General features: G+C 52.4%; 16 protein-coding genes. 10 read left to right on the top strand and 6 right to left on the bottom strand.

Annotation, left to right across the window (positions count from 1 at the left end; all coding sequences use genetic code 11):
• Window positions 1-74: 74 nt before the first annotated feature.
• Window positions 75-1,052: a TAXI family TRAP transporter solute-binding subunit gene (locus tag B5D23_RS09475; protein WP_078685186.1), complete on the bottom strand. Its 978-nt coding sequence runs from the start codon at window positions 1,050-1,052 to the stop codon at window positions 75-77.
• 633 nt (window positions 1,053-1,685) lie between these two features.
• On the opposite strand from B5D23_RS09475, the gene B5D23_RS09470 reads away from it, so the two are divergent.
• Window positions 1,686-2,876 carry a M20/M25/M40 family metallo-hydrolase gene (locus tag B5D23_RS09470; protein WP_078685185.1) on the top strand — a complete coding sequence of 397 codons (1,191 nt, stop codon included), beginning with the start codon at window positions 1,686-1,688 and terminating at the stop codon, window positions 2,874-2,876.
• Window positions 2,877-3,293: 417 nt separating this feature from the next.
• Window positions 3,294-3,569, top strand: coding sequence for an HU family DNA-binding protein (locus B5D23_RS09465; protein ID WP_078685184.1), 276 nt, complete (start codon window positions 3,294-3,296; stop codon window positions 3,567-3,569).
• Between the two features lie 224 nt (window positions 3,570-3,793).
• On the opposite strand, the gene B5D23_RS09460 is transcribed toward B5D23_RS09465, so the two are convergent.
• The 3 genes from B5D23_RS09460 to B5D23_RS09450 form a co-directional block, all read right to left on the bottom strand.
• Window positions 3,794-6,094, bottom strand: coding sequence for a PAS domain-containing hybrid sensor histidine kinase/response regulator (locus B5D23_RS09460; protein WP_159445968.1), 2,301 nt, complete (start codon window positions 6,092-6,094; stop codon window positions 3,794-3,796).
• Between the two features lie 155 nt (window positions 6,095-6,249).
• Window positions 6,250-6,714, bottom strand: a complete 465-nt coding sequence (locus B5D23_RS09455; RefSeq protein WP_159445967.1) for an SPOR domain-containing protein — start codon at window positions 6,712-6,714, stop codon at window positions 6,250-6,252.
• Between the two features lie 1,091 nt (window positions 6,715-7,805).
• The gene (locus B5D23_RS09450; RefSeq protein ID WP_078685211.1) at window positions 7,806-9,212 is read right to left on the bottom strand and encodes a sigma-54-dependent transcriptional regulator; all 1,407 of its coding nucleotides are present in this window, start codon (window positions 9,210-9,212) and stop codon (window positions 7,806-7,808) included.
• 122 nt (window positions 9,213-9,334) lie between these two features.
• Here B5D23_RS09450 and B5D23_RS09445 point away from each other — a divergent pair, with 122 nt between their 5' ends.
• The 5 genes from B5D23_RS09445 (at window position 9,335) to icd (ending at window position 18,475) form a co-directional block, all read left to right on the top strand.
• The gene (locus B5D23_RS09445; protein ID WP_078685181.1) at window positions 9,335-10,267 is read left to right on the top strand and encodes a hypothetical protein; all 933 of its coding nucleotides are present in this window, start codon (window positions 9,335-9,337) and stop codon (window positions 10,265-10,267) included.
• A gap of 217 nt (window positions 10,268-10,484) precedes the next feature.
• A complete protein-coding gene (locus tag B5D23_RS09440) occupies window positions 10,485-12,881 on the top strand; it encodes a TolC family protein (protein WP_078685180.1) in 2,397 nt (798 codons plus the stop codon).
• 6 nt (window positions 12,882-12,887) lie between these two features.
• Window positions 12,888-13,994: an efflux RND transporter periplasmic adaptor subunit gene (locus B5D23_RS09435; protein WP_078685179.1), complete on the top strand. Its 1,107-nt coding sequence runs from the start codon at window positions 12,888-12,890 to the stop codon at window positions 13,992-13,994.
• Window positions 13,991-17,086, top strand: coding sequence for an efflux RND transporter permease subunit (locus B5D23_RS09430; protein WP_078685178.1), 3,096 nt, complete (start codon window positions 13,991-13,993; stop codon window positions 17,084-17,086). The genes B5D23_RS09435 and B5D23_RS09430 overlap by 4 nt, the downstream gene beginning before the upstream one ends.
• Window positions 17,087-17,287: 201 nt before the next feature.
• On the top strand, window positions 17,288-18,475 hold the full coding sequence (gene icd / locus B5D23_RS09425) for an NADP-dependent isocitrate dehydrogenase (protein ID WP_078685177.1): 1,188 nt from the start codon (window positions 17,288-17,290) through the stop codon (window positions 18,473-18,475).
• A 405-nt stretch (window positions 18,476-18,880) separates the two neighbouring features.
• Here icd and B5D23_RS09420 read toward each other — a convergent pair whose 3' ends face one another.
• Together B5D23_RS09420 and B5D23_RS09415 are read right to left on the bottom strand one after the other, a co-directional pair.
• Window positions 18,881-20,467 carry a hydantoinase B/oxoprolinase family protein gene (locus tag B5D23_RS09420; protein WP_078685176.1) on the bottom strand — a complete coding sequence of 529 codons (1,587 nt, stop codon included), beginning with the start codon at window positions 20,465-20,467 and terminating at the stop codon, window positions 18,881-18,883.
• 28 nt (window positions 20,468-20,495) lie between these two features.
• Entirely contained in the window at window positions 20,496-22,481 is a 1,986-nt protein-coding gene (locus B5D23_RS09415) for a hydantoinase/oxoprolinase family protein (protein ID WP_078685175.1), read from the bottom strand.
• Between the two features lie 470 nt (window positions 22,482-22,951).
• Between B5D23_RS09415 and B5D23_RS09410 the strand changes: the two genes are divergently transcribed.
• From B5D23_RS09410 to B5D23_RS09400, 3 genes are read left to right on the top strand one after another with little or no spacing between them, the layout of a single operon-like run.
• On the top strand, window positions 22,952-23,926 hold the full coding sequence (locus B5D23_RS09410; protein ID WP_078685174.1) for a TRAP transporter substrate-binding protein: 975 nt from the start codon (window positions 22,952-22,954) through the stop codon (window positions 23,924-23,926).
• Between the two features lie 16 nt (window positions 23,927-23,942).
• Complete coding sequence (locus B5D23_RS09405; protein ID WP_078685173.1) at window positions 23,943-24,419, top strand: TRAP transporter small permease subunit; 477 nt, start codon at window positions 23,943-23,945, stop codon at window positions 24,417-24,419.
• A complete protein-coding gene (locus tag B5D23_RS09400) occupies window positions 24,416-25,747 on the top strand; it encodes a TRAP transporter large permease (RefSeq protein ID WP_078685172.1) in 1,332 nt (443 codons plus the stop codon). The genes B5D23_RS09405 and B5D23_RS09400 overlap by 4 nt, the downstream gene beginning before the upstream one ends.
• The last annotated feature ends 61 nt before the right edge of the window (window positions 25,748-25,808 follow it).

The following is a 25,808-nucleotide window of genomic DNA, read 5'->3' as shown; positions in this document are numbered from 1 at the left end:
CATCAGTACGCCCCGCTCAATGTTTGGGGCGCTGTCCCCAAAGTCTCTTTATGGTTTTGTCTGAGACAAATCCGTTATTTCATGAGCCCGGCTTCCTTGTAGTACTTGAGAGCACCGGGGTGGATCGGAGCGGTCAGACCCTGAAGCATGCCTTCTTTGGTCATGACCTGATATGCGGGGTGAAGCTTCTTGAACTCTTCGAAGTTTTCGAAAACTTCCTTGGTGATGGCGTAAACAACGTCGTCAGACACATCAGAGGAGGTCATCAGGGTTGCCTTGACGCCAAAGCCCTTGACGTCTTCGGTGTTGGAAGAGTTGGGGTAGAAGGCTTTGGGAACAACGGAAGGCGCGTAGTAGGGGTACTTTTTGTACAGCTCATCAATGCCTGTAACGGGCACGATGTGGACTTTACGCTTGCCAGCAGTTGCTTCCTTGATGGCACCGGAGGGGTGGCCAACGGTGTAGAAGAAGGCATCGATACGGCCATCCTGCAGCAGGCTCGGAGCCTCGGCAGGCTTAACGCCCTGTGCGTTCAGGTCGTCAAGGGTGATGCCCAGAATGTCGAAGAGGTCCATAGCGTTGGTGCGCTGACCAGAACCGGGGTTACCGATATTGACGGTTTTGCCCTTGAGGTCCTCTGGGCCATTAATGTTGGCGTCGTCAGCTGCAACGATGGTGACGGTCTCGGGGTGCAGAGCAAAAACAGCGCGGAGCTTTTTCTGCGGACCACGCTTTGCCCAGTCGCCCTTGCCGTTGATGGCGAGGTACTGGAGGTCGGACTGCACAATACCAAATTCAAGGTCGCCAGAAGAAATGGCGTTTGCATTAAAGATGGAGCCACCAGTGGATTCGACTGTGCAACGAATGCCGTACTCAGCACGCTTGCGGTTCACCATGCGGGCAATTGCGCCGCCAGTGGGGTAGTACACACCGGTCAGGCCGCCGGTTCCAATGGTCACAAACTGGGTTTTTGCCTGGGCTTCTGGTGCCTGAACACCAGTAACGACAAAAGCGAGAGCAAACGCACACGCTAGCATGAACCATTTTCGCATGAAGACCTCCTCAAGGGTGAGAGTTAGGGGGGTGATTCCAAATTTGTTTCTAATCTGGACTCGCGTGAACGAGCCTGGAAAGGCAAAAGGTTTTAACCTTTTTGTCAAGAGAGCAGGAAGGATAAGAAAAAATTTCTAAAATTTCTCAACTCGTCTCCCGGGTAGCTAGCAAATAATGTCAATTTTGGCAATACGGCCTGAGAGAAGAGTTGTCTTCCTGCTGCGTAAGTCGCTGTCTGTACTATGAGAGTAGTCTACGTATATATATCGTAAATAGGCGAAAGAGGCATCAGTAAATTACGGAGAAAAAGTATAAAAAGAATAGAGTGAGAATATAGAAAAAAAATGTAATATGGAATATTCTTGGAATACTGTAAGGGAGCCATGACTATTGCACATGTTCTCTGGAATACCTGTGAGAAAAATGCCCTAGAAGAACGGATGACGCATAAAATCTGTGCGTTTTCTGGATAGATTTAATGAAGCTAACTGCTTGTCGTAAGTGAATTTTTTTCTGTGCAAGTTTTGGCCTCCTCATGACGACGCTTATGGTAAAAATCTTATATTTCAGTATGATGTAATGTATAAGATTGTGCTGTGTCCTGTTTTTTTTGACAAAAAAGAGAGGAAACCATGAAGGATGTTCAGCTGCGCTCAGTTGAATCTTTCGTTCGAGATCATGAATCTGAGATGCTGGAGTTCTTACAAAAAAGTGCAGAAATACAAGCTGATGCTCTGAATGTGGCTGGAGTGCAGGCGCTTGCTGAACTTTTTGGCCCGGCGTTGAAAGAGCTTGGGTTTACGTTGCAGCGTGATTTGCAGCAGGAGTACGGACCGAGCATCATTGCGCGAAGGACCGCGCGTGAGGATATTTTTGCAGCCAAGGGGCAGGTGCTTTTGATTGGGCACATTGATTCGCCAACGCTTCGATCCTGGAATGTTTTTCCTGTGGTCAATGATGGGCGGGTGTTGAGTGGCTCAGGGGTGCTCGACATGAAAGCCGGGCTGGCCGTGGCGTTGATGGCCCTGCGGGCGCTGGCAAGTGTTGGCCTCTTGCAGGATATGCCGCTGACCTGCCTTTTGACAGCGGATAGCAAGGTTGGTGCTCCTGCATCGCGGGCATACATTGAAGCCGAAGCCAAGCAGAGTCTGTTTGCTTTTGGGTTTAGCTCTGGCGGTCGAGAGGGCGCGCTGGTGACAGGACGGGCCGGGCAGCGGTCTTATAGCGTGCAGGTTGAAGTTGAGCCGCCAGTGAGCCCAGAAGGCTCGCAGCAGGCCCTTGTGGAGATGTCTCATAAAATTATTGAGCTTTGGAAGCAGTCGCGCAGACAAGGAGACGGTCGTATTGTTGTTGATTTTGCCGATGGCGAGACCGGTGTGCTCAATCAGGGGAGTTATGCCCGGGCGATTCTGGAAACCCGTTTTATGACGGATAAGGGAATGGCTCATGCCCAGCACGATGTGGAAACGCTTCTGCATCAGCAGCATATTCAGGGGACGGCAACGAGTTATCAGGTCATGGGCGGGCGTCCTGTGATGCTCCAGTCTGGTGAAAATAGATCTCTTTTTGCTGTTGCTGACTGGATTGCCAAAAAGATGGGGATGCAGGTTTTTGAGCGGACACTGGATTTTGGTTCTGATGTGAATTTTGCCTCAAGCGTTGGGTGCCCTGTTTTGGATGGTCTTGGACCCGCCGGGTGGCTCGATTCCAAACGCGGAGAGTGCGTAAAACTCGAAACTCTGGGTGCTCGTGCGGTTTTGCTTGCTGGGGTTTTGCGAGAATGCTGGGAGCGCGCTGATAGCGGGACTCTCTACCCACTTTAAAGAAGAAAGCCCGGCCAGACCGGGCTTTTTCTATGCGAATAAATTGAGATAATTCTCACAAAGTATTGCTGAAACTATTGCGAAAAACAGTTTTTGGGTATAAGGGCACCATAGATAAGACATCCTGAAAAGACAATGTCTTGCTTTTACTGTTGTCTGGCAGTTCAAACTCTTCAAAGAGGACAAGGGCATCGTCTGAGTGCCGATCCTGCAATGCCGCTCGCAGGTCAGCATCACGACGCCGGGAAGGGGGACTGGTTTTCCCAGCTGGGAGCTGAGGAAACCTTTTTTGGACAATGCATAGAGGAAGCTTGTGGTGTGCGCCCGATTTTCGGGTGTGTGCCTCAGCTGTAATTATATCCCTATGGTGCATCATTGGCGAAATCCCATGCAACCTACTTGAACAGGAGACAGACAATGACCAAAGCTGGAATGGTTGAGCAGATTAAAGAAAAGGCAGACCTCCAGACAAAGGTGCTGGCAGAAAAGGTCTATGACGCAGTACTTGAGTCTGTACGGGACGCTCTCGTGTCCGGTGAGTCTGCAATGTTTACCGGCCTTGGTTCTTTCCGGGTCGTGCAGCGTGCAGAGCGTGCTGGAAGAAATCCCGGAACTGGTGAAGTTATCAGAATTCCTTCCTGTAAGGTTGTCCGGTTTACTCCGGGCAAAAAAGTTAAGGCTATGCTGAGCTAGGACGCCTTCTGAGGGGAAGGCTGCTCTTCATCCTTACTTTGCAACTGGAGTGCGGTTTCGCACGTGTGTTGCCGGGGAGCTGAGGGGAAGAAAGTCTCCATGCCGGAGTTCAGAGAGGGCTACTGCCGTGTGCAGGAGCCGCCTTTTGGGGAAACTTCCGACGTGGACGTTTTATCAGCACATGACGTCTTACGGTGCGTTTGGTGTATGCCAAGCGCACTTTTTTATGCGCTCTCGACAGCCTCTTCTTTTTGCGGCTCGAGGGCTTTTTTTATGCACAGAGCAAGGTCGTCCATGAGGATAGGCTTGAGCAGGAAGCCTCGAATACCAAGGCGTCGAGCTTTTTCGGCATTGATTTTTTCTGAATAGCCTGTGCAGACAATGATCGGAATTTCCGGGCGAAGCAGGTGAATCTTTTTCGCCAGCCGTTCACCCGTGATGCCGGGCATGGTCTGGTCGGTTATCACAAAGCGAAATGAATCGGGTTCGGTACGGAAACGCTCCAGCGCAAGGCGGGAGTCTGTCACGACGACAGGAGTGTACCCCAGTCGGCTCAGCATCTCCCCACCAATACTCGCCAGTTCTTTTTCATCATCAATAATAAGCACTCGCCCTGTTCCCTGCGCATCCTCCCGACGTACAAGAGGCTTGAGAGGGGCGGGCTGTGCATCGGGCACCACGGGCAGAGAAATATGGAAAGCTGCGCCGTGTCCGGGGTGAGATTCGGCGCGAATCTGGCCGGAGTGGGCTTTGATAATGCCGTGGGCCATTGCCAGTCCCATGCCCGTTCCTTCGGATTTTTTGGTCGAGAAGAAGGGGTCAAAGATGTTGTCCAGAATTTCTGGAGCAATGCCGGGACCCGTATCGCGGACGGTGATTCGGACCGCAGGGCTGGTCGAGCCATCCTCTGTGGTAAAGGTGTCATGAGCCAGTACAATGGTCAGGGTGCCGCCTTCTGTACTCATGGCCTGTGCGGCATTTGTACACAGGTTGACCAGCACCTGATGAAGTTGCGAGAGGTTGGCCATGACCGGATTTGTATCGTGTGCGATGGTTGTCACGATGGAAATATTGGAAGGCAGGGAAGCACGCATGAGCTTGCTCACTTCCTTGATGACGCTGTCGACATGAAGCGCCTTGAGGGAAACTTCTTCCTGTCTGCTAAAGGTCAGAATCTGATGGATAAGGTCTCTGGCACGGTTTCCAGCTGCAAGCACTTCACTCAGCCAGCGTCGGGCTGGATTCTTTTCAGGAATTTCTTCCTGACTCATCTCTGCATATCCCATAATAACGCCCAGAATATTATTGAAGTCATGGGCGATTCCACCAGCGAGCGTGCCAATGGCCTTGAGCTTCTGGGACTGGCGCAGCTGGTCTTCAAGCTGTTTTCTGCTGCTAATGTCATGTGCAACAATGACAATTTCCGTTGCGTTGGGCGTGTCGAGACCAAGAGGTGTAAACGGTGAGACCGTGACGAGAAAGTCTCCGCCAAGTCTGGGAATGTGCATTTCTTCTGCATCACCGTCGCTGCGGGCAAGCTCATGAATGCGTTCACAGAGCTGCTGAGAGTCTTCTTTTGTTGAACCGAAGACCGCGGCGCATCTTTTGCCAATAAGGTCGCGAGGGTGGACACCAAGGCGATTGGACAGGGCGACATTGAGTCGCCGAATGGTCATGTCCTCATTGAGAATCGCAATAATGTCAGGGATGCTGTCAAAGGTTTGCTCCCATTCCTGCTTGGCCCGGATGATGAGCTGTTCGCTTGTCTTTCGGCGGTGGATGTTTTCGACTGAGCCTTCAAAGAAGGGGACGCCGGTGTGGTCCTCAATCTGGAGAGCAGAAATGGATGCCCAGCGAAACTTGCCATCTTTTCGCAAAAGCAGCGTTTCAAATTCGCGGATTTCGTGATGCTTTTTGAGCAGAGAGCCAATTCGTGCCTTTTCGTCGGGGTGCAGGCTGGCGGAGCATTCTCCCCGCGCAAGGTTCTGTAAATACTCCGAGGCGGTCTGGAAGCCAAGTATGCGGGCAAAGGCCGTGTTGCATTCTGTTATGCGGCCTTCTGTTGTGCTGCGAAAAAGACCGACTGCAGAATTTTCGACGATACGGCGAAATTTGTTGCTGCTGAGCTGGTGTGTCTCAAGCTCCTGTGAAACATTTTTGCTTTTTTCGGCGCGGTTCAGAACGCGGAGTACCTGAAAGGAGAAATCAGGGCTTGAGGTGCAGAGAATTTCGTCGATGCCAGCGGCAAGAATACGTTCGGGATTTGCCGGGAAGTCAGAAGAATACAGGACAATGAGCGTCGTGGGGTAAAGTTTGAGGAAGGATTTGAGCGCGGTTTCGGGGAGTTGGGCCGGTGGGGGGCAAAGAAAAAGAATATCCCAGCGCTCCTGCAAAACACTTTTATCAAGAGTCTGCGGCTGGGACGCAAAGCATGTTTTTATGGCCCTGTCTTTGGGAAGTCGGGCGAGAAGGGGGTGAAAAGGCCTCCGTGGACCAAGAAAAAGAAGGCTGAGTTCTGTTGTCATCGTGTGTTCCATATTCAAGACCATAAATCTCGCAACGTATCAGTATACGTTGGCGTTTTGAGGCTGGCAGGTGAACGTGAAACACAGTTATCAGGTTTAAATTTATTCGTAAAATGCCGGGCAGAGGGAAATTCTGCCCGGCAGGATGTGCTGTGTTATCTGCGACGGATGATCGACATGTTGTTGAAGCCAAGCTCCGTGTGGAGTCTGCGCTTCAGTCGAACGGCACGTTTGCGGCGCATGAAGTCACCTGCCGTGACGCGAAAAACTTTTGCCCCATTTTTCCGGTACCCTTTTTTGACATAGGCATCGATGCCGTGTCTGCGGATACGGTTGGCAACCTTTTTAGCATGATATTTGGAGTGCCAGGACCCAATGTAGACGGAGAAGACATCCACGGCGCCAACAGGAGCCGGGCGCATGTCTCGTCGGACTTCATTGAATGCAACGGTGTATCCTGTTGCCAGTGCCTGATCGATAATGACTGTTCCCGCAGCAGAGATGGTGGGGTGGTGCGCCTGTGCTGAACCTGGGACGAGGAGCGCTCCCAAACCTGCCATGATGGCGAAAAGGGAGCAGAAAAAACTCTTTTTGAGCAAGGTGAGATCTGTTTTTTTCATAAGCCTGTACATATCTTTTGTGCAGATTGCTCCGCGTTATCGGATGAAACGTCTGCATGCAGTGATTCGCGTCTTTTTTATGCTGCATACCGCATCTTGTGCAGAACGTCCTGTATGAGGGCGCTTTGTGAAATATCATGACGAATTCTCAATGCGTTTTTTAACGAATGAAAGAGAAAATACCTGCTTTTCTTTTTCGTGAGATGTCAGTGACGTTTCGCAAAGGAGGCAGAATTTCGAAATGTAAATCCTGTCAGTTGCATTCTGTACGGAGGAGTGTGGGTATGGGCAAGCTTGTGCGACACTTTGCACGAAAGATATGGAGAGTGAGGAAAATGTGGTGGAGTTGCGGGGATTGAGGGGGACTCTTCAACTCCACCACATTTCTCGCTTCACGCCCGGTGCGTTGAGCGATTCCTCTTACAGGAGGCGTAAACCGGGTCTGATCGAGGGGGATGACCCGGCAGACGCCCTAGCCGTAAGTACATGATTCACTGGAACAGACTGCAAGTGGGGAGAGAGGGGTTACGGCAGTCTGCGGTGAATCATGCAATAAAAGGGTTTGGATGCGACTCCAAACGTTTTCAATGTGGTTGCGTTGACCACATGAAAGGCTGTCAATGTTTCTCTCGAACTCAGGAGTTTGTGAGTCGGGAGAGGCTGAAATGTGCTCTTCAGCGACATTCGTTTTCTCATACAGCATATGTTGTGCCAGAGCATTTCATATCGGGAAAATATTGATCTAATCATTTGAAATATATTGAATAAAAAATATATTGAATTATGAGTGGTGCCTTGCGTACGCAAGAAGTGGTTTTGTGCTTCGCGAAAAGTCTAAAAAAATTAGAAAAAAGTTCGTGGGAGAAAAACCGCTGAAGCCGGGAAGTTGTGTCGTGCTCACGACTTTAGCCCTTGCTTGTGGAAAATATGTAAAGTCTAAAAAAAATAGAGTGGTATCAAGCTGGAATATTTTGGAAATCTTGCAAAAATGAGGAGAGCCACGGCTTCCGTGCGTTTGGGAAGGGTGTGGCTCTTTTTTTGTGGAGAGAATCAGGAGAGAAAAAGTCTAAAAAAATTAGACAAATGATTTTTTAGATGGTTCTGCGCTTAAAGGTCTTGGAGTCAAGATTGTGCTTTTTGAGCTTGGCCCAGAGGTTTTTGGGCGTCAGTCCCAAAAGTCCAGCCGCTTCGGTCTGGTTCCCCTGGGTTCGGCTTAGGGCTTTGAGGATGAGCTGGCGTTCAAAGGTGTTCACTGCCTTTTTGAGGTTGAGCGTATCCCCGGTGCTTTTTGTGGAAGGAGTTTTGTGCCCAAGGGCTTTACGGATATCGTCTGCGGTCAAGGTTTCGCTGGGGGCTGAAATCGCGGCGCCTTCCAGAATGTTTGCGAGCTGACGGACGTTGCCCGGCCATGTGTAGGTACACATGAAACTCATGGCTTCTGGGGTGACTTTGCGAATGTATATGCCAAGCTCGTGGTGAATCCGCTGGAGAAAGCTTTCGACAAGAAGCGGGATGTCTTCGGAGCGGTTTCGCAAAGGGGGCAGGTGAATGGACGCGACCTTGAGCCGGTAATAGAGATCCTCTCGAAAAACTTTTTCCTTAATGCGTTCTTCAAGGTGCTGGTTCGTCGCTGCAATAATGCGAACATCAACATCAATGGGACGGGAACCGCCAAGGCGTTCAATCTGTTTTTGTTCAACAGCGCGCAGGAGCTTCGGCTGGATAGACAGCGGCATGTCACCAATTTCGTCAAGGAGGATTGTTCCGCCCCGCGCCAGCTCAAACTTGCCGGGCTGGGAGCTGGTCGCTCCAGTAAATGCGCCTTTTTCGTGTCCAAAGAGTTCGTTTTCAAAAAGATGCTCTGGAATAGCGGCACAGTTGACCTTAATAAAAGGGCCATTCTGCCGGGAGGACAGCTCGCGGATGGTGTCTGAAATAAGCTCTTTACCTGTTCCAGATTCGCCGGTGATGAGAGCTGTGGTGTCCAGTGGTGCAATTTTTTCAATTCGGGAAATAACTTCGGTAATTGGGGCGCTGTGTCCAATGATTTTGGATATGGGACCCGTGCTGCGAAGCGAATGCCGGAGTGAAAGCACTTCCTGCTGGAGGCGGCGCTTTTCCATTGCGCGGTGAACGACAATGCCCAGCTCTTTGAGGCTGAATGGCTTTGAGAAAAAGTCGTATGCGCCGAGCTGTACAGCGCGCAGGGCTGTTTCTTTGGAAGAAAAGGCAGTCATGACAATAACATCCGTTCCCTGCCCAAGCTTCAGAAGCTGAGGCAGGACGTCGACCCCGGAGAGTCCTGGGAGTTTTACGTCTGTCAGGATGAGTGCAAAACGCTGGGTTTTGAGTTTTGCAAGGCCTTCTTCTGCGGAAACAACGCCCGTGACCTTGTAGGATTTGGCTTCGAGAGCTTCGATGAGCATGCCTCGAAAAGCTGCATCATCTTCAATAAGGAGAATATTTTCTTGAGAGGTAGTCACGCTCGAACTGTACATGCAGCATGGGGCAAAGACAATGGCCTGCACACGCACTTTTTTTTGGAAAAATTCGTGTTTGCGTGTACTGTGTGCTGGTCGAATGTATAACAAAAAGCTTTAGCTGAGGAGGGGGAGAACCCTTGAGGAAATCTTATCTGCTGCGCGCTTTTGTCGTGTGTCTGTGTCTGACTGTGTTTGGAGCCGGAAATGCCTTGGCAGCCGGTGGTCAGGAAGGCACACAGCCTACATCAATTTTTGGTGCTGATGTTGGCCCGGTGAAGCGTCCGACGGCCTCGCTGTCTGTTTCAACAGGTCTGGTTTCGGATGCGAAAATTGAAGGAGACGAGGGGAAAACCAGTGTCGCCTCTGCCCGGGCAACACTGCGCTACAGCAATTTTGCTCTGACGTATAATGTCGCAAGCTATGGCTGGGATGACGAGGAAGACATTCCGTTTTCCTACCGTGACGAAACGCCGTGGAAGGCTCTGCATTCCGTGACAGCTTCGTACCGGAACGAGATGCCGCTGACCGAAAAACTGACGCTGTTCGGTTCGCTTGCGGTGTCATCGTCTTTTGAAGAAGAACTGTCTGACTCCTTTGGCGGAAGTGTTGCTTCTGGCGTCTCATATGCGATTACAGACGACTGGAAAGTGCTTGGTGGCGTCGCTCTGACAGCACACCCCATTGGTTTTGGTGTGCGCCCGGCTCTTGGCCTTGCGTATCGCACCCCCAGAAGCATGGGCTTTTCTCTTGCGCTTGGTACGCCTGTGAGTTCTGCAAGTTACAGATTCTCCAAAAGCTTTGCGCTTCGCGCTTCGGCATCTTTGGTGGGTGGCACCTATCGGCTGCGGGATGACAGCCCGGTGCGAGAAAAAGGGTATGTTGGAATTTCAGGCCTGTCTGCAGGGCTGTATGCCATGTGGAATCCGCTTCCGAACCTTTCGGTTATGGCAGGCCCAGACTGGCACTTTAATCGTGAGTACACCTTTTATGATGACGATGGTGACGAAAAGGATTCCTATGACATTGACGACACCATTGGCGCGACGCTTCGCGTGAACTGGGGATTCTAGAATATTCTCCAGCAGAGGCCTCTTTGTGAAAGGGGCCTTTTTTTGTGCCCATAGACTGGGGAAAGGGCATGCTCCGGAAGAATAATGAGGGAGAAAAATCAAAAAGACTGGCTGTTTTGCTTGGCAAAATATCCCAAGCTATTATGATAATGCAACGCAACTGAAAAGAAAATTGAGATGTGTCAGTGCTGAGAGTTTGAACGAGGACATCAGAAGAATGCAGAGTCGAAAAAGATCGAGGAGCAAAAGACTGTTCGTCATGCTTGTGCTCCCTGTGTTGATAAGTGTTTGTCTCGCCTGTGTGACCCAAAAATCTGCTTTCGCAGCCCGAACAGTTGTTGTCGGGGTACTTACTGATGGTCCGTCACCCTTTGCTGAACGTTTCTTGCAGAGCATTCAGCAGGAAACCCGTGCGCTCGGTGAAGATGCGTTTCGCATTCAGTGGAAGCTCGCTCCGGCATTTGATGCCGGATGGGATGCCTCCAGAACTCGAAAGACACTCCGCGCTGCACTCCGAGATCCGCAGGTCGATATTGTCATGACGCTGGGGGCGTTGCAGGCACAGTCAGCGGCAACCGCGGCATTTCCCTTTTCCAAGCCCGTGCTCACGGGACCTCTTTTTGACGAGCAAGTCCTGAAAAAACTCCCCTATAAAAACGATAGATCACTCAAAGCAAATTTTTGTCCTGTCGTTGTTGAAAACCGTGTGCGGCGAGACATTACGGCGTTCAAGGATCTCGTGCCGTTTTCTCGGCTCCATGTGTTGATTCAAAAAGAATTTGTGGGGAGTTTTGTCGGGCTGGATCGCCTTGTTCAGGACTATTGCGCGCTTTTTGGAATTGGCATTGAGTTCATCCCGGTGGGGCAGAATCTTGATGATGTCATGCCCCGGCTGAGTTCTGATGTGGAAGCCGTGTATGTCACTCCCCTTATGCGCGTGCCAGAAAATGCGCTACATATTCTTGTGGAGCAGCTCAAGGCCCGTGCGATTCCTTCGTGGTCTTTTCTGGGGAAGGAAGAAGTCGAGGCGGGCATTTTGGCAGGCCGAACCAGCTACTGGGGGGCACACCTGAGCCGACGGATGGCCCTCAATATCCACGACATAGCAGCGGGGCGTTCTGCCCGGTCCCTTCCTGTGCTGCTTTCTGAAGAAGACCAGCTTTTTTTGAATATGAATACTGCTCGCGATATTGGCTTTTCACCAAAATACGCCGCGCTTCTTACGGCAAACCTTGTGGGACAGGCGGACGATGATCTGCTTGGCACGCCTTTGGACCTTGCTGAGGCCATGCGCATCGCCGGACAGCAGAATGTGTCGTTGCGGGAAGACCGGGCCAAATATGAGGAAGTGCAGGAAGATAGACGTCTGGCTCGCAGTCAGCTTTTGCCCCAGCTTGGGGCCTCGGCGCGGTACATTCAGATAGATCAGGATATATCACGGGCAAGTCAGGGGCTTATTCCGTGGGACAGAACAGGTGCTGGCCTTGCTGTGTCTCAAATGATTTTTGATGACGCTGTGGTGAGCCGTTTTCGTGCTGCACGTCGGAACGAGCATGCAGAAAAGGCATTTCAGGCTTCGAAGCGCCTTGATGTGGTGCAGCAGGCTGGGGTTCGCTATCTCCAGCTTCTTTCGGCGCAGGCGCTTTTGTCCATTGAGCGCGATAACTATCAGCTGATTGTGCGCAATCTGGATATGGCCCGCGTGCGACGAGAGACTGGTGTTTCTGGCCCGGAAGAAGTGTATCGCTGGGAGGCTGCGCTTGCGGAGAGCAGGGCGCGGGTTATTCAGCGGCGGGCAGATATTCAGGCCGCACAGTATGCCTTGAATCAGGCTCTGAACCAGCCGCTTACGACGCAGTGGCAGCTGAAGGATATGAGTGCGGATCAGGCTCGGCGGGCTTTTTTTGATGTAAAGGCTGAAACAATTGGCAGTTCGTTATCACAGCTTGCCCGGCTTTCGGACCGGGCTGCAAGTCTGTCTGCGGAGCGGCCTTCCCTTAAAGGTCTCGAACTTTTGGTTGAGGCGCAGGATATTGTTGCCTCGCAGAAGGCCCGGCAACGCTTTGTCCCGTCGCTCAAGGCCGGGGCAATGTATACACACGAAATTGATAAACATCAGGTTGATGGTGCTTTGCGGCGTAATGATCCAGATGATCTTGAGGATGTCTGGGCCTTTGGCGTTACAGCAGAGCTGCCACTCTTTGCGGGTGGGGCGCTGAGCCATGAACAGGACAGGGCCAATGCTGTTTTGCGGCAGGTCAAGGCGCGGCGAGAACGCCTTGTCCAGCTTGCGGCGCAGCAGGTGCGAACCGTGATAAGTCGCATGAGTCAGTCATATCCCAATATTGAGCTGTCTGCCCTTGCTGCGGACCGTGCCCGAAAGAATCTTGGGGTGGTGCGCGACAAGTATGCGCGTGGAGCTGTAAGCATTCTGGAGCTTCTGGATGCGCAGAACCAGTCGCTTGTCCAAAAGCAGGCTGCGGCCATTGCTGTCTATGAGTATGTGCGGGACGTTTTGGATTTCCAGCGTGCTCTTGGCTGGTTTGAGATTGATGCCACCCCGCAGCAAAAACAGGAATTTTTGTCACGGCTGGGAGCTGTGAAGAAGGAGTAAGCGCAGATGAAAGCTCACAAGAAATACTTTGGAGTGGTGCTTTGTGTACTGGCAGCATGTGCAGTGCTTGCCGGGTGCTCCGAGGATGCTCCCAAGCGAAAGGCAGTGATTCGTCCTGTTGTTGCGATTCGGGTTCCAGACCCGGAAGCATCACGGACGCGTGCATTTCCCGGTACTGCTCGAGCGGCAATAGAAAGTCGCCTAAGCTTTCGGGTTGGTGGCGAAATTATCAAACTCCCGGCCAAGGTGGGCATGAAAGTTCGCCCCGGTGATCTTGTGGCTCGCCTTGACCCGACAGACTATCGCCTCAAGCTGGGGCGGGCCGAAGCCGCTACGGCCGAAGCCGCCGCTGCCTTGGCGCAGGCCCGGTCTGACTGGGAACGGACTCGTGCCCTCTATGAAGTTGGGAACGCATCCCGGCGCGACTTAGACCGGGCACGGGCGCAGTTTGACGCGTCGGCGGCGCAATATCGGTCGATCAAGAATATGCGGAATCTGGCAAGCCAGCAGCTCAAGTACACAGAGTTACGTGCTCCTGTGGCTGGCGCTCTTGCGGAGGTGCCTGTCGAAGTGCACCAGACCGTGGGCGCAGGGCAGCCAATAGCAACGCTGACTGCGGGGTCCCGGCTGCAAATGCAGACTGGTGTGCCAGATACACTTATCGCCAAGGTGAAAACTGGTCAGCCTGTCAAGGTTCGTTTTGATGCGCTTCCGGCAGAACTCTTTGCCGGAGAAGTGATCGAAGTAGGTGTAGAAACAGGGACGGTCTCGACTTTTCCGGTCAAGGTTGCTCTCAAGGAACAGGACGGGCGCATTCGGGCCGGTATGTCTGGTGATGTGATGTTTTCATTTGCGGCACAGGGGGACCCTGTGCTTGTTCCGGCTGCGGCGAGTTTTAGCGGAGCAGATCACGTCCTCCGGATGTGGGTTGTAAATGAGGCAGACAAGACCGTCTCAAGCCGAAAGGTTCGGCTGGGTCGGCTCAGTGCTCAGGGCGTCGAGGTGCTGGAAGGTCTTCACCCCGGAGACATACTTGTGATTCGTGGCGTCCACAGTATTCAGGAAGGACAGAAGGTGAATATTGAGCTTCGCAGTGCGGAGGTACGGCCGTGAATCTGGCAAAGTGGTGCCTCAAAAATTCTCGAACCGCACTTGTGCTGTTTGTCTTGCTCGCGGCCTCAGGGATGTGGTCGCTGGTGAATATGTCCAAGCAGGAAGACCCGAAGTTTACAATCCGGGTTGCTCTGGTGGTGACGGCATTTCCGGGGGCTTCTCCGCAGCGGGTGGAGGAGCTGGTAACGCACACCCTTGAGGAAAAGGTGCGGGACATGCCGCAGGTGCACCGGCTCAAATCCCAGTCGCTTGAAGGTCTGTCGATTCTCGAAGTGGAGTTTTATGATGGCATACGGGACATGGAACCCGTATGGCGAACGCTCCGGAACAAGATTGACGATGCTCAGCCCTCATTGCCAGAGGGGGCCATGCCTTCAATGGTCAATGATGAATATGGTGATGTCTTTGGACTTTGTGTTGCCCTGACGGGTGATGGATACACGTATCGGGAACTCAAGGACGTGGCAGACAGCACCCGCGATGAGCTTCTCAAAATAGACATGGTGGGGAAGGTTGAGCTGTGGGGCGTTCAGGATGAGCGTATCTATGTCGATTTTTCTAACGCCCGTTTGGCAGCTTTGGGGATTTCTCCCTTTCAGCTGGCGCAGGTTATAGATGCCCAGAATACAATCAAACCCAGTGGTCACGCCCGGCTTGGGCCGGAGCGAATTGTCATTGAGCCAACTGGTGAGTTTTTGTCTGTTGAGGATATTCGGCAGCTGAGTGTTCGCCTTCCGGGACAAAAAACCGGTGTCGCGCTGTCTGACATTGCGACGGTAACGCGTGGCTTTGTGGATCCGCCCTCCCGAATGGTGCGCTATAATAGCAAGCCCAGCATTCTGCTCGCCATATCAATGGCAGAAGGCGGCAATGTTCTGGAGCTGGGGCGGCAGGTCTGTGCTGAGCTGGATACCTTGCAGCAGCGCGTGCCTCTTGGCCTAACGTATACAATGGCGCTGTATGAACCAAGCTACGTCAAGAATGCACTGGGTGATTTTGGAATCAATCTGCTGGAGTCTTTTGTCTTTGTCGTGGTTGTGATGCTGGCTTTTGCGGGCTTGCGCACAGGGCTTGTGGCTGGAGCGCTGGTTCCAATGGCGATGCTTGGCTGTCTTGCTGTGATGCCGTTTTTTGGGGTTGGACTGCAACGTATGTCTATTGCCTCGCTGATTATCTCACTTGGTATTCTGGTGGATAACGGCGTTGTGGTGAGTGAAAATATTCTGGTTCGGCTCGCAGCAGGAGAGGAGCGCGAAAAGGCCGTACTCGCTGCGGTCCACGAACTGTGGATGCCGCTTTTGGCTGCGTCGCTTACAACGATTTTTGCCTTTCTCCCAATCCCTTTTGCTCCATCGAAAGTTGGCGAATACACCTTTGCGCTTTTTGTGGTTGTGAGCTGCACGCTTTTGGCGTCGTGGCTTTTGTCTCTGAGCTTTATTCCGATGCTGTCAATGAAGGTGCTCCAGCCCCGGCATACGGTGCAGCATTTTGATAACCGCTGGTACAGGGCATACCGCCGTGCGCTGAGCTGGGTGCTCAAGCACCGGGCGGTGTTTTTGTCTGGTGTTATTGTGGCCTGTGCTGTGAGTGTGCTTGGTTTTCAGCTTATTCCGAAGATATTCTTTCCGCCTAACGAGCGCGACCAGTTTATCGTGAATTTCTGGCAGCCATATGGTTCGGACATTCGGACAACCGCAGAGCGGGCAGGGCGGCTTGAGGCGTTTCTGGAGCAGGACGAGCGGGTACGCAATGTCCTGACTTTTGTTGGCGCAAGTGGTCCCCGCTGGTATTTGCCTCTGCATCTTGAGACTGGCGCGCCGAATTTTGCGTCGCTTGTTGTGCAGATCAAGGACCCCAAGGATGTCCCTCAGCTGATACCTGAGGTGCAGGAGGTTCTTGATTCGAAGTTCCCAGATTGTCGCCACTCGGTAAAGCGTCTTATGTTTGGGCCGCCTTTTGGCGCACCTATTGAAGTTCGTATTTCTGGACCGGACATTGCGACGCTGTATCAGTTACGGGACAAGGTGCAGGGGGAACTGCGGCAATGTGATGGCGTTGTTTCGATTTGGGATGACTGGGGCGAATGGACAAAGAAGCTTGTCGTGGATGTGAATCAGGAAAAGGCCCGGCAGGCAGGGCTTTCTAGCGCCGACGTTGCGCTTTCGCTGCAAACGCACATGTCCGGTATGCCTGTGTCGACGTATCGCGAAGGTGATGAAGCAATTCCGATTCTGTTGCGCTCCGAGGAACGAATTCGTGAGAATTTGGGGCGTCTGGAAGGTTTAAATATTTATTCCTACGCCACGGGCGCGTCAGTGCCGCTGATGCAGCTCGCGCGTCCGCATCTGGTTTGGCAGCCACCGAACATTCGGCATCGTGACGGTGTCCGAACGATAACTGTGCAGGCCGACATTGAAGGGGGTTATGCGTCGCAGGTTTTGGCGGAACTTCAGCCTCGGTTGCGAAATTTACAGCTTTCTGACGCATGGCCGGGCGGCTATTCGCTGGGCTATGGCGGTGAGGAAGAGGTGAGTAGCGAGTCCTCGGCATCCATCTTTGAGAATCTCCCGCTCGCTATGGGGCTTCTGGTTCTTGTGCTTGTGGGGCAGTTCAACTCAATTCGCCGGCCGCTCATTATTGTGCTGACACTTCCGCCCATGATGGTGGGCATTACCTGGGGAATGCTGGTCACCCGCTCTCCATACGGGTTTATGGCAATGCTGGGAATGATTAGTCTTCTCGGCATTATAGTGAACAATGCCATTATTCTCATAGATCAGATCGAGCGTTTTCGTGCAGATGGTGTAGTGGGGCAGGATGCTGTTGTGTTGGGTGCACTCAAAAGGGTACGACCAATATTAATGACAACGACAACAACAATAATTGGCATGATACCACTTTCTTTGCAGGGTGGTGAGTTGTGGCGCCCTATGGCAAACTGCATTATCTCAGGACTTGCCTTTGCAACTATTTTGACCCTTCTCTTATGTCCGGTGCTCTATTCACTCTTCTTTAAGCTCTCTTTTGAAGGATGGACGTGGTCACCGAATATTTTATCTCAGGTGCAGGAAAAAAAGATCGATACGAAATAGGCCTTTTGAAGGCATAGAGCACGAGAAAAATAAAAAGATATGAGAAAAAATCATTTTGCAATCACAAACTCTTTTCCTCATCAAAAAAATGAAGAATTAGAATGCGGCTTATGTAGTGAAATGTTGGGCGCTGTGTAGACAAAACTGTGCCTTTTGCAGTATCCCTGAACTGTTCACATATACCGCATAAGAGGAAGAAGAATGGATACACAAGTTTTCTTTATCGAAGGAGATGGTATCGGTCCCGAGGTCTGGGCAGCAGCCCGCCCCGTGCTTGATGCCGCTGTTGCCGCGTCTTATGGTGAAACTCGCCGCCTGAACTGGGTGGAACTCCTCGCAGGTGAAAAAGCTTTTGCCGAAACAGGGGAGTATCTGCCGCAGGAAACGCTGGAAACATTGCGTGGTGCGCGCCTCGCCATGAAAGGCCCGCTGACAACCCCTGTGGGCAAAGGTTTTCGCAGCCTTAATGTGACCATGCGCCGCACGCTTGATCTCTATGCATGTATTCGTCCTGTTCGCTACATCGAAGGTGTTGAATCTCCCCTCAAGCATCCTGAGAAAGTCGACATGGTGGTCTTTCGGGAAAATACCGAAGACGTGTATGCCGGTATTGAGTTCGCCTCAGGTTCAGATGAAGCCCGCCGTCTCATTGCATTTTTGCATGATGAGCTTGGTGCTGATGTCGATTCCGCCTCTGGTGTTGGCATTAAGCCTATTTCCAAGTTTCGTTCGCAGCGCCTTGTGCGGCAGGCCATTGACTTTGCCCTTGCGACCAAGCGCGAAAGCGTCACCCTGGTGCACAAAGGCAACATTATGAAATACACGGAAGGTGCGTTTCGTGGCTGGGGCTACGAGCTTGCCGAAGCTGAGTATTCTGGCCGTGTGCGTCTGGCAGATCAGCCCGCAGAGCAGGGACCTGTCCTCATGAAGGACTGCATTGCTGACGCAATGTTCCAGAATGCCCTCCTTTATCCCGAAATGTATGACGTCCTCGCGACCACCAACCTTAACGGTGATTATCTTTCGGACGCCCTTGCCGCGCAGGTCGGTGGACTCGGACTCGCTCCCGGTGTGAACATGGGCGACACCCTCGCGCTTTTTGAGCCAACGCATGGCACTGCGCCCGCTATTGCAGGCAAGGATATTGCCAACCCCGGGAGTCTTATCCTCTCCGGTGCGATGATGCTTGAGCATGCAGGGATGCCAGAAGCCGCGCGTTGCGTTCGGCAGGCTATGAACTCTGTCATTATCGGCAAGCAGGTGACTGTCGACCTTGCGTCGCAGATCCCCGGTGCTCGCACTCTTGGGTGTGCTGCTTTTGCTGAGTTGTTGCTCAAGGCTGTGCAGGGCATGGGAAGATTGGGGGCCAGCCCCCAAACCCCCGCGTAAGGGAATGATTCCCTTACGTATCCTCATCGAGTTTAAAAGCCGTTCAAGCTTCGCTTGGACGGTTTTTAAACTTGTTGGGGCTAGCGTCGAGAGCCTCTTTCTCTTTTTCGTGCGTTGCCACCACTTTCTTTTGAATGCCATATGGCATTCAAAAGAAAGGAATGGATCGCAAAGAAAAAGAACACACTGGGTGCCCCCTAGCTAAAAAAATAGGGCTGATGGAGAGGAAAGCGAAGCTTTCATCCCATTCAGCCCTATTTTTTTTAGCTAGAGCGGGATTCCCAAGGGCCTCGTCCTTGGGCGGGGTCAAGGGGCAGCGCCCCTTGCAGGGGTGCGGGGACAGCGTCCCCGCCCAAACACCCCTCCCCGCCCCTCACGAGCGGCTCAAAGCGCTAGGGGTGTGCGCTATTTCGAGCCGTAGCCGCCGCCGCCGGGAGTTTCAATACGTACCCGGTCGCCGGTGTGGAGTGTTGCGTGAAATTTTCCAGGACACTCCTCAACGCTGCCACCTTTGCGACAGATGAGGTTCTTTCCTGGAACGCCAGCATCTCCTCCATGTAGCCCATAAGGTCCTGCTACCCGCCTTTCGGAAAGGACAGTCATTTCACAGCTAGATAGCAGTTCAATCTCTCGAACAAGCCCATTCCCGCCATTGTGCTTCCCTCTGCCGCCAGTCTGTGGCCGAACAGAATACTCCGTGACCCGGAAGGGGTAGGCATACTCCATTGCCTCGACGGGTGTGTTGAGGGTGTTGGTCATGTGCGAATGGACGGCACTTTCACCACCGCGAGAGGCGCTCGCTCCTGTGCCGCCTGCGAGAGTCTCATAATAGGCAAATGGAGTGCTGGTTCGCTCGTCAATGCCTCCAATGGCGACATTGTTCATGGTTCCCTGACTCGCAGCAGGGATGCGAAGGGCGAAGTCGCCTTTGGCCTGCGCAAGGGCGCCGAGAACGACGTCCACAATGCGCTGTGACGTCTCGACGTTTCCGCCTGCGACGGCTGCGGGCGCTTTGGCATCAAGAACTGAGCCTTCGCGAGTCAGAACCGTAATGGGTCGGAGACATCCTGCATTCGTAGGAATTTCGCGATGCACGAGACAGCGGAAAACATAGAGGACGCAGGAAACCGTGATGGCTCGCACCGCGTTGACGCTGCCGCTGACCTGATCGGCGCTTTTGGTAAAATCGAGAGTCGCGCTGTCGCCTTCGACTGTGACAGTGGCAGAGATTTCGACATCCGTGCAGTCAACGCCGTCGCCGTCAAGACAATCGCTAAAGGCGTACGTGCCATTGGGGATTTCACTGATCGTGGCTCGAAGAACGCGCTCGGAATAGTCGTTCAGGGCTTCTGCATAAAACTGAACCATTTCCAAACCATACTTGGCGAGAAGCTCCTCCAGACGGCGTGTTCCGGTGATGTTTGCCATGATCTGGGCAGAGAAGTCACCTTCGCGCTCGGCGGGGGTCCGAACATTGTTCAGAATGAGACGCATAAGCTCCTGATCGATCTCACCTTCGCGAACAATGCGGACGGCCGGGATGATGATGCCTTCCTGAAAAATGGAGGTCGAGAGGGGCATTGAGCCAGAAGTCATGCCGCCAACGTCAGCATGATGGGCACGGTTTGCCACGTAAAAAACGGGGCTGTCGTTCCCGGCGGTAAAGACCGGGGCTACGATGGTGATGTCTGGGAGATGCGTTCCACCTTTAAATGGATCGTTGACCATAATCATGTCGCCGGGCTTAAGTTCGCCATGCTCAATAGCGGCTTTGACAGACATGGGCATGGACCCCAGATGAACGGGGATGTGGGCTGCCTGCGCGATCATGTCGCCACTGGCGTCAAAGACGGCGCACGACAAGTCCCGGCGTTCCTTGATGTTGGGAGAAAACGCCGTTCTGGTGAGTGTCACGCCCATTTCTTCTGCAATGGAGGAGAAACGGTTTTTAAACACTTCCAGCAATATGGGGTTAACAGTCTGATTTTCCATGATGCTTTCCTCTGGAAATGAAATATGACTAGGCGTTGTCCAGCTCGATGAGCAGGTTGCCAAAGGCGTCCACAGTGACGTTCGCATAGGGCGGAATCACAATGGTCGAGCTGTATTCGACGACAATTGCCGGGCCGGGGATTTTGTTGCCGGGCAGAAGTTTTTCGCGTTCCACGATTGGCGTGTCGTAGGTGGTGCCGTCAAAAACACTCGGCTGTGTGCTAGAAATCGCTTCTGGTGCGGGCGTCGCAGAGCCTGTTTCCTGCTTGGTGCTGGTCGGCTTTTCTGCTGCTCCGCGAGCGCGCAGTCGAATGTTGACGATTTCCACGGTACGGCCGGGGTTGCGATAGCCGTAGCTGCGTTCATGAAGCTGCTCAAAGTTTTCAATGAAATCGTCATCAAAGGGCACCATAATCTCGAAAGACTGTCCCTGATAGCGCATGTCGAGAAAGCGTTCAAAACGGATGGCTTTGCTTTCAAATCCTTCAGCTTTGAGGTCATTTTCGCCCTGGGCTTCCAGCGGGGCAAAGAGTTCATAGAGGGCTGCGGCGTCAGTGGTATGCTGATCGAGCATGACTGTGCGGCTGTAGTCCTTGATGACATCGGCCATAAGCATGCCAACGGCAGAGAGAATGCCGGGGTTCACCGGGATGAAGACGCGGGGCATGTTGAGGAGTCGAGCGAGGCTGACGCAATGCATGCCGCCAGCACCGCCAAAAGAGAACATGGTGAACTCGCGGGGGTCAAAGCCGCGCTCAACGGAAATGACACGAATGGCGCGTTCCATGTTTGTGTTGGCAATGTCCAGAATGCCTTCGGCCAGCTCGACAGGAGAAAGCCCAGCTTGCTCGGCCATTTCTTTCATCTTTGCGTTCAGAACGTCCGTTCTGAGCGTCATGTCACCACCAAGAAAACGTTCAGCAACGAGGCGGCCAAGATAAAGATTGGCGTCGGTCACTGTGATGCGCTCACCTTTGCCGTAGCAAATTGGGCCGGGGTCTGCTCCTGCGCTTTCGGGGCCAACGCTGAGGGAACCGCCTTCGTCGAGTGCTGCAATGGAGCCGCCGCCCGCTCCGACCGTGTGAATGTCGATCATGGGAACTTTGACGGGGTAGCCGGAAATGCTGGATTCCATTGTGAGAGGCAGTTCACCGTTGAGTAGGGCAACGTCTGAGGATGTGCCGCCCATGTCAAAGGTAATGAGCTTGTCGAAACCAGCCTGTTTGCCGATTTCGAGGGCGCCGACAGCCCCGCCAGCCGGGCCAGAAAGAATGGTTCGTACAGATTCCTGCATAGCGGTGTTGACGCTGATGGAGCCACCATTGGACTGCATGATGCGAAGGGTGCTGCCTTCGACTGCGTTTTTCAGGTCAGTCAGGTACGCCGTCATTTTGGGGGAGACATAGGCGTTGACCACGGTGGTGGAGGTTCGCTCGAATTCTCTGAATTCAGAGAGAATTTCGTGCGAAACGGAAACAGGAATCTTGAGTTCGCCAAGCAGCTCGCGCATGGCGTCTTCGTGCGAGGCGTTCAGGAATGAAAAAAGGAAGCAGACTGCAACGGACTCAGCGCCGGAGTCTTTGATGGCCTTGGCAATTTCGCGGGCCTTCGTGGTGTCGAATGGTTCGACCTCTGTTCCATCCTGATCGAAGCGACCGCCGACGCCGAAGCGGAGTTCTGATGGCACGATGTGCGGCTGGCGGCGATAGCTCAGATTGTACAGTTCGGCGCGATTCTGGCGGCCGATTTCGATGACGTCTGTGAAGCCGTCGTTGGTGACGAGGGCAGTGGGAACGCCTTTTCGTTCAAGGATGGCGTTGGTTGCCACGGTTGAGCCGTGAACAATCTGAAGTCCCTGAGGAATTGTTCCTCCGCAGATATGGCGGATGCCTTCGATAACGGCTTTTGAGGGATTCTCTGGGGTGGAGAGGCGCTTGTGGATGCCCCAGCTTCCATTTTCCCTATAGATAAAGTCGGTGAAGGTTCCACCGGTATCCACTCCAAGGATAAGCATTTCGGTTCTCCCTTTTTCCAACTTTGGCAAATTTGTATACGGCCCGTTGTAGGCGTCGATTATTGCCCGTGGTTGTGGGGTTAAGAGGTTTTTCTTTGCAAATATGTTTACTGGAAAGGTGAATATGCGTCTGTTTATCAATCTTTGTCAAATTAAACTTTTCTGTTGACGTCTTTTGTAAAAAAACAATAATGTCAAAATCGAGCTTGAGGAAGAACAGGAGCATTCGTTCCCCTGCTCCTGGCAGCATTGGCTGCCTGCTTCCTCGTTTTGACAGTCTGGGTGGGGTGCCAAGAATCGTCCTCCACCCGAACCCGGCACCTCCCAGACTTGAGCTTTCCATTTCTCTTTGTGGAAAAGCTTCGCAACACCTCTCTTAACGCAGGTTGTGGATGGAAGTTCTCTTCGTCTCTTTGGAGAGCTTCCATCCCACGCGTGTATCACTTTGCGCACGATTAAAGGAGCCTATAATGCTGAAACGTGTCATTCTTTTTATAGTATGTCTGTGCCTTGTGCCTGCATCGGTCTTTGCAGGCACGCTCAAGATGAATTGCAACGCTATTTACGGCTCAAATAATTTTCATACGCAAGGTGCAGAAAATTTTGCAAAAAAGGTAAACGAGTATTCCTCTGGAACTGTGCAGATTGATGTGCACCCCGGCGGAAGTCTTGGCTTCAAAGGCCCAGAGCTGCTGAAAGCCGTCAAAAACGCCACGCTTCCGATGTCCGATATCTTGATGGGCGTTGTTGCAGGCAGTGACGAGATTTTTGGGCTGTCCACCTTGCCGATGATCGTGAACAGCTATGACGAGGCAAAAGCATTTTATACTGCCTGTCGGCCGTATTATGAAAAGGCCTGCAAGCGTTGGAATCAGAAAATGCTGTATGCTGCGCCCTGGCCTCGAAGTGGCATGTATACCAACGCTCCTTTTGAAAATGTTGCCAGTCTCAAAGGGCTGAAAGTCAGAACCTATGACAGGAATGGTGCTGAGTTTTTGCGTCGTGCTGGTGGCTCTCCGCAGTCTCTGCCGTGGGGTGACGTGTATTCCGCATTGTCCACTGGCTTGATTGACTCTGTCCTGACCTCTTCTGTTTCTGGCGTGGACGGTAAGTTCTGGGAAGTCATGAAGCACTTCACCAAGACAAACTATGCGTACCCGCTGAACATGATGACCATGAATCTTGATTACTGGAATGCACTGGACAAGGCGCAGAAAGACGCCGTGCTCAAGGCTGCGGCAGAAGTCGAGGCAGAGCAGTGGGCACAGTCTGAGAAGGAAGTAGAGCGGAATCTGAAGATTCTGGCAGAAAATGGCATGGTCATTTCGGAAATGACTCCCGCCCTCGACAAAGAGCTGCACGACGTTGCTGACAGCATGCTTTCCGAGTTTAAGGATGGAGCAAAAAAGGATTCCCTTGCCGCGCTGAAGGCGTTCGGCAAGTAGTTCTGGAGAAGGTATAATGAAATTTGTTCGACTGCTGGAATCTGCTTCCACAGGCGGCGCAATTCTCTCTGCCATTTTCATGGGGCTGATTGTCCTGCTGATTATGGCAGAGATTGTTTTGCGGACGTTTTTTGGAACGTCGACCCTGATTGCCAGCGAGTATAGCGGCTACTTTTTGGTTGCGGTTGTGATTTTTGGCTTTGCGTATACCTTCCGGGAAAATGCCCACATTCGCATTACGCTTGTGTACTCTTCCCTTGGACGCGAAGGACGGCGAATTGTAGACATTCTTGTCGGCATCAGCTCGGCAGCCATTGTGGGCTATCTCTTTTGGTACTCCGCACAGATGGTCATGGAATCCTATGAGCTGGAAATGGCGGCGGACTCCGTGTCTGAGACGCTGCTCTGGAAACCGCAGCTGGTTATCCCTCTTGGTCTGGCCCTGTTTTTCTTACAGATAGTGGCGTTCATCGTCAGGAGGGTGCGAAAATAATTTCCGATCCATTATTCCTTGCGGTCGTCCTTGTTGGCGTGATGATGCTCTTTCTGCTTTCGAGTAAGTGGATTGGTTTTTCACTCTTTGCAACAGGCATTTCAGGTATGCTCCTGTATGATGTCATGTTGCCGCCAACGCTTTCCATTTGGGACAAGATTGGCGACCTGCTTGCAAACTCAATGTGGAACTCGCTGGATTCTTGGGCGCTCACTGCGCTTCCCCTCTTTATTCTGATGGGGGAAATCCTGTATCGAACAGCAATTTCAACCCGTCTTCTCAATGGTCTGGTGCCGTGGCTTTCCAAAGTTCCCGGCCGACTTTTTCACATCAATGTCGTTGCCTGCTCGCTTTTTGCAGCGGTCTCAGGTTCAAGTGCAGCGACAACAGCGACCGTAGGCAAAATTACACTGGATGAGCTGACGCGCCGTGGCTATGACAAAGGTCTGGCTATTGGCAGTCTGGCTGGTGCGGGGACCTTGGGTTTTTTGATTCCGCCGTCTCTTATTATGATTATTTACGGTGTGTTGTCAGATACATCTATCGGCAAGCTTTTTGTCGCAGGTGTTGTCCCGGGAATTTTGCTTGCGATATTTTATTCCGTGTACATCATGGGATATTCAGCTTTACGCCCCGGTTCGCTGCCGCAGGTGGAAGAGGAATACACATGGGAGGACCGGCTGATCGCACTGAAAGATCTGCTGCCTGTTTTTGCGTTGATTGTCCTCGTGCTTGGAGGCATCTACGCAGGGATCACCACTCCGACTGAGGCCGCAGCCATCGGTGTCGTTGGTTCTCTTGGCCTTGCTGCCATGTATAAGAACCTCACGCTAGGCAACCTGAAAGAAGCGTTCTTGTCCGCAGTCAAAACCACGGGCATGATTTGTTTTATTATTGCTGGTGCGGCGTTTTTGTCTCAGGTCGTTGGCTTCATAGGTATTGCCCGCGCTCTGAGTGCATATATTGCCTCGCTGCACCTGTCGCCGTACCTGCTGATTTTAGTGCTGGGCATCATGTACCTGTTCCTTGGAATGATCCTTGATGGTATTTCCATTGTGGTCATGACCTTGCCGATTGTTCTGCCCATTGTGCAGCAGGCGGGATTTGAGCCGCTGTGGTTTGGTGTGTTCGTGGTGTTCATGGTTGAGCTTTCGCAGATCACGCCACCCGTTGGGTTCTCAATTTTTGTTATCCAGCACATTGCAAAAGAGGACGTGAAAACTATTTTGAAAGCAACGTTCCCGTTCTTCTGCATAATGGTGCTGATGGTGGTTTTGGTAACGATATTCCCAGAGATTATTTTTTACCTGCCAGAGCACATGATGTAGCGTGAGAAGCCAGAAAAAAAGAAAAGCCCGGAGGAACAGCTCCGGGCTTTTTTGTTGTGTC

It is taken from the genome of Desulfobaculum bizertense DSM 18034, assembly GCF_900167065.1.
In the GTDB taxonomy this organism is placed as follows: domain Bacteria; phylum Desulfobacterota; class Desulfovibrionia; order Desulfovibrionales; family Desulfovibrionaceae; genus Desulfobaculum; species Desulfobaculum bizertense.
The sequence above is the reverse complement of the archived record's forward strand: the minus strand, read 5'-3'. Positions and strand labels throughout refer to the sequence as shown.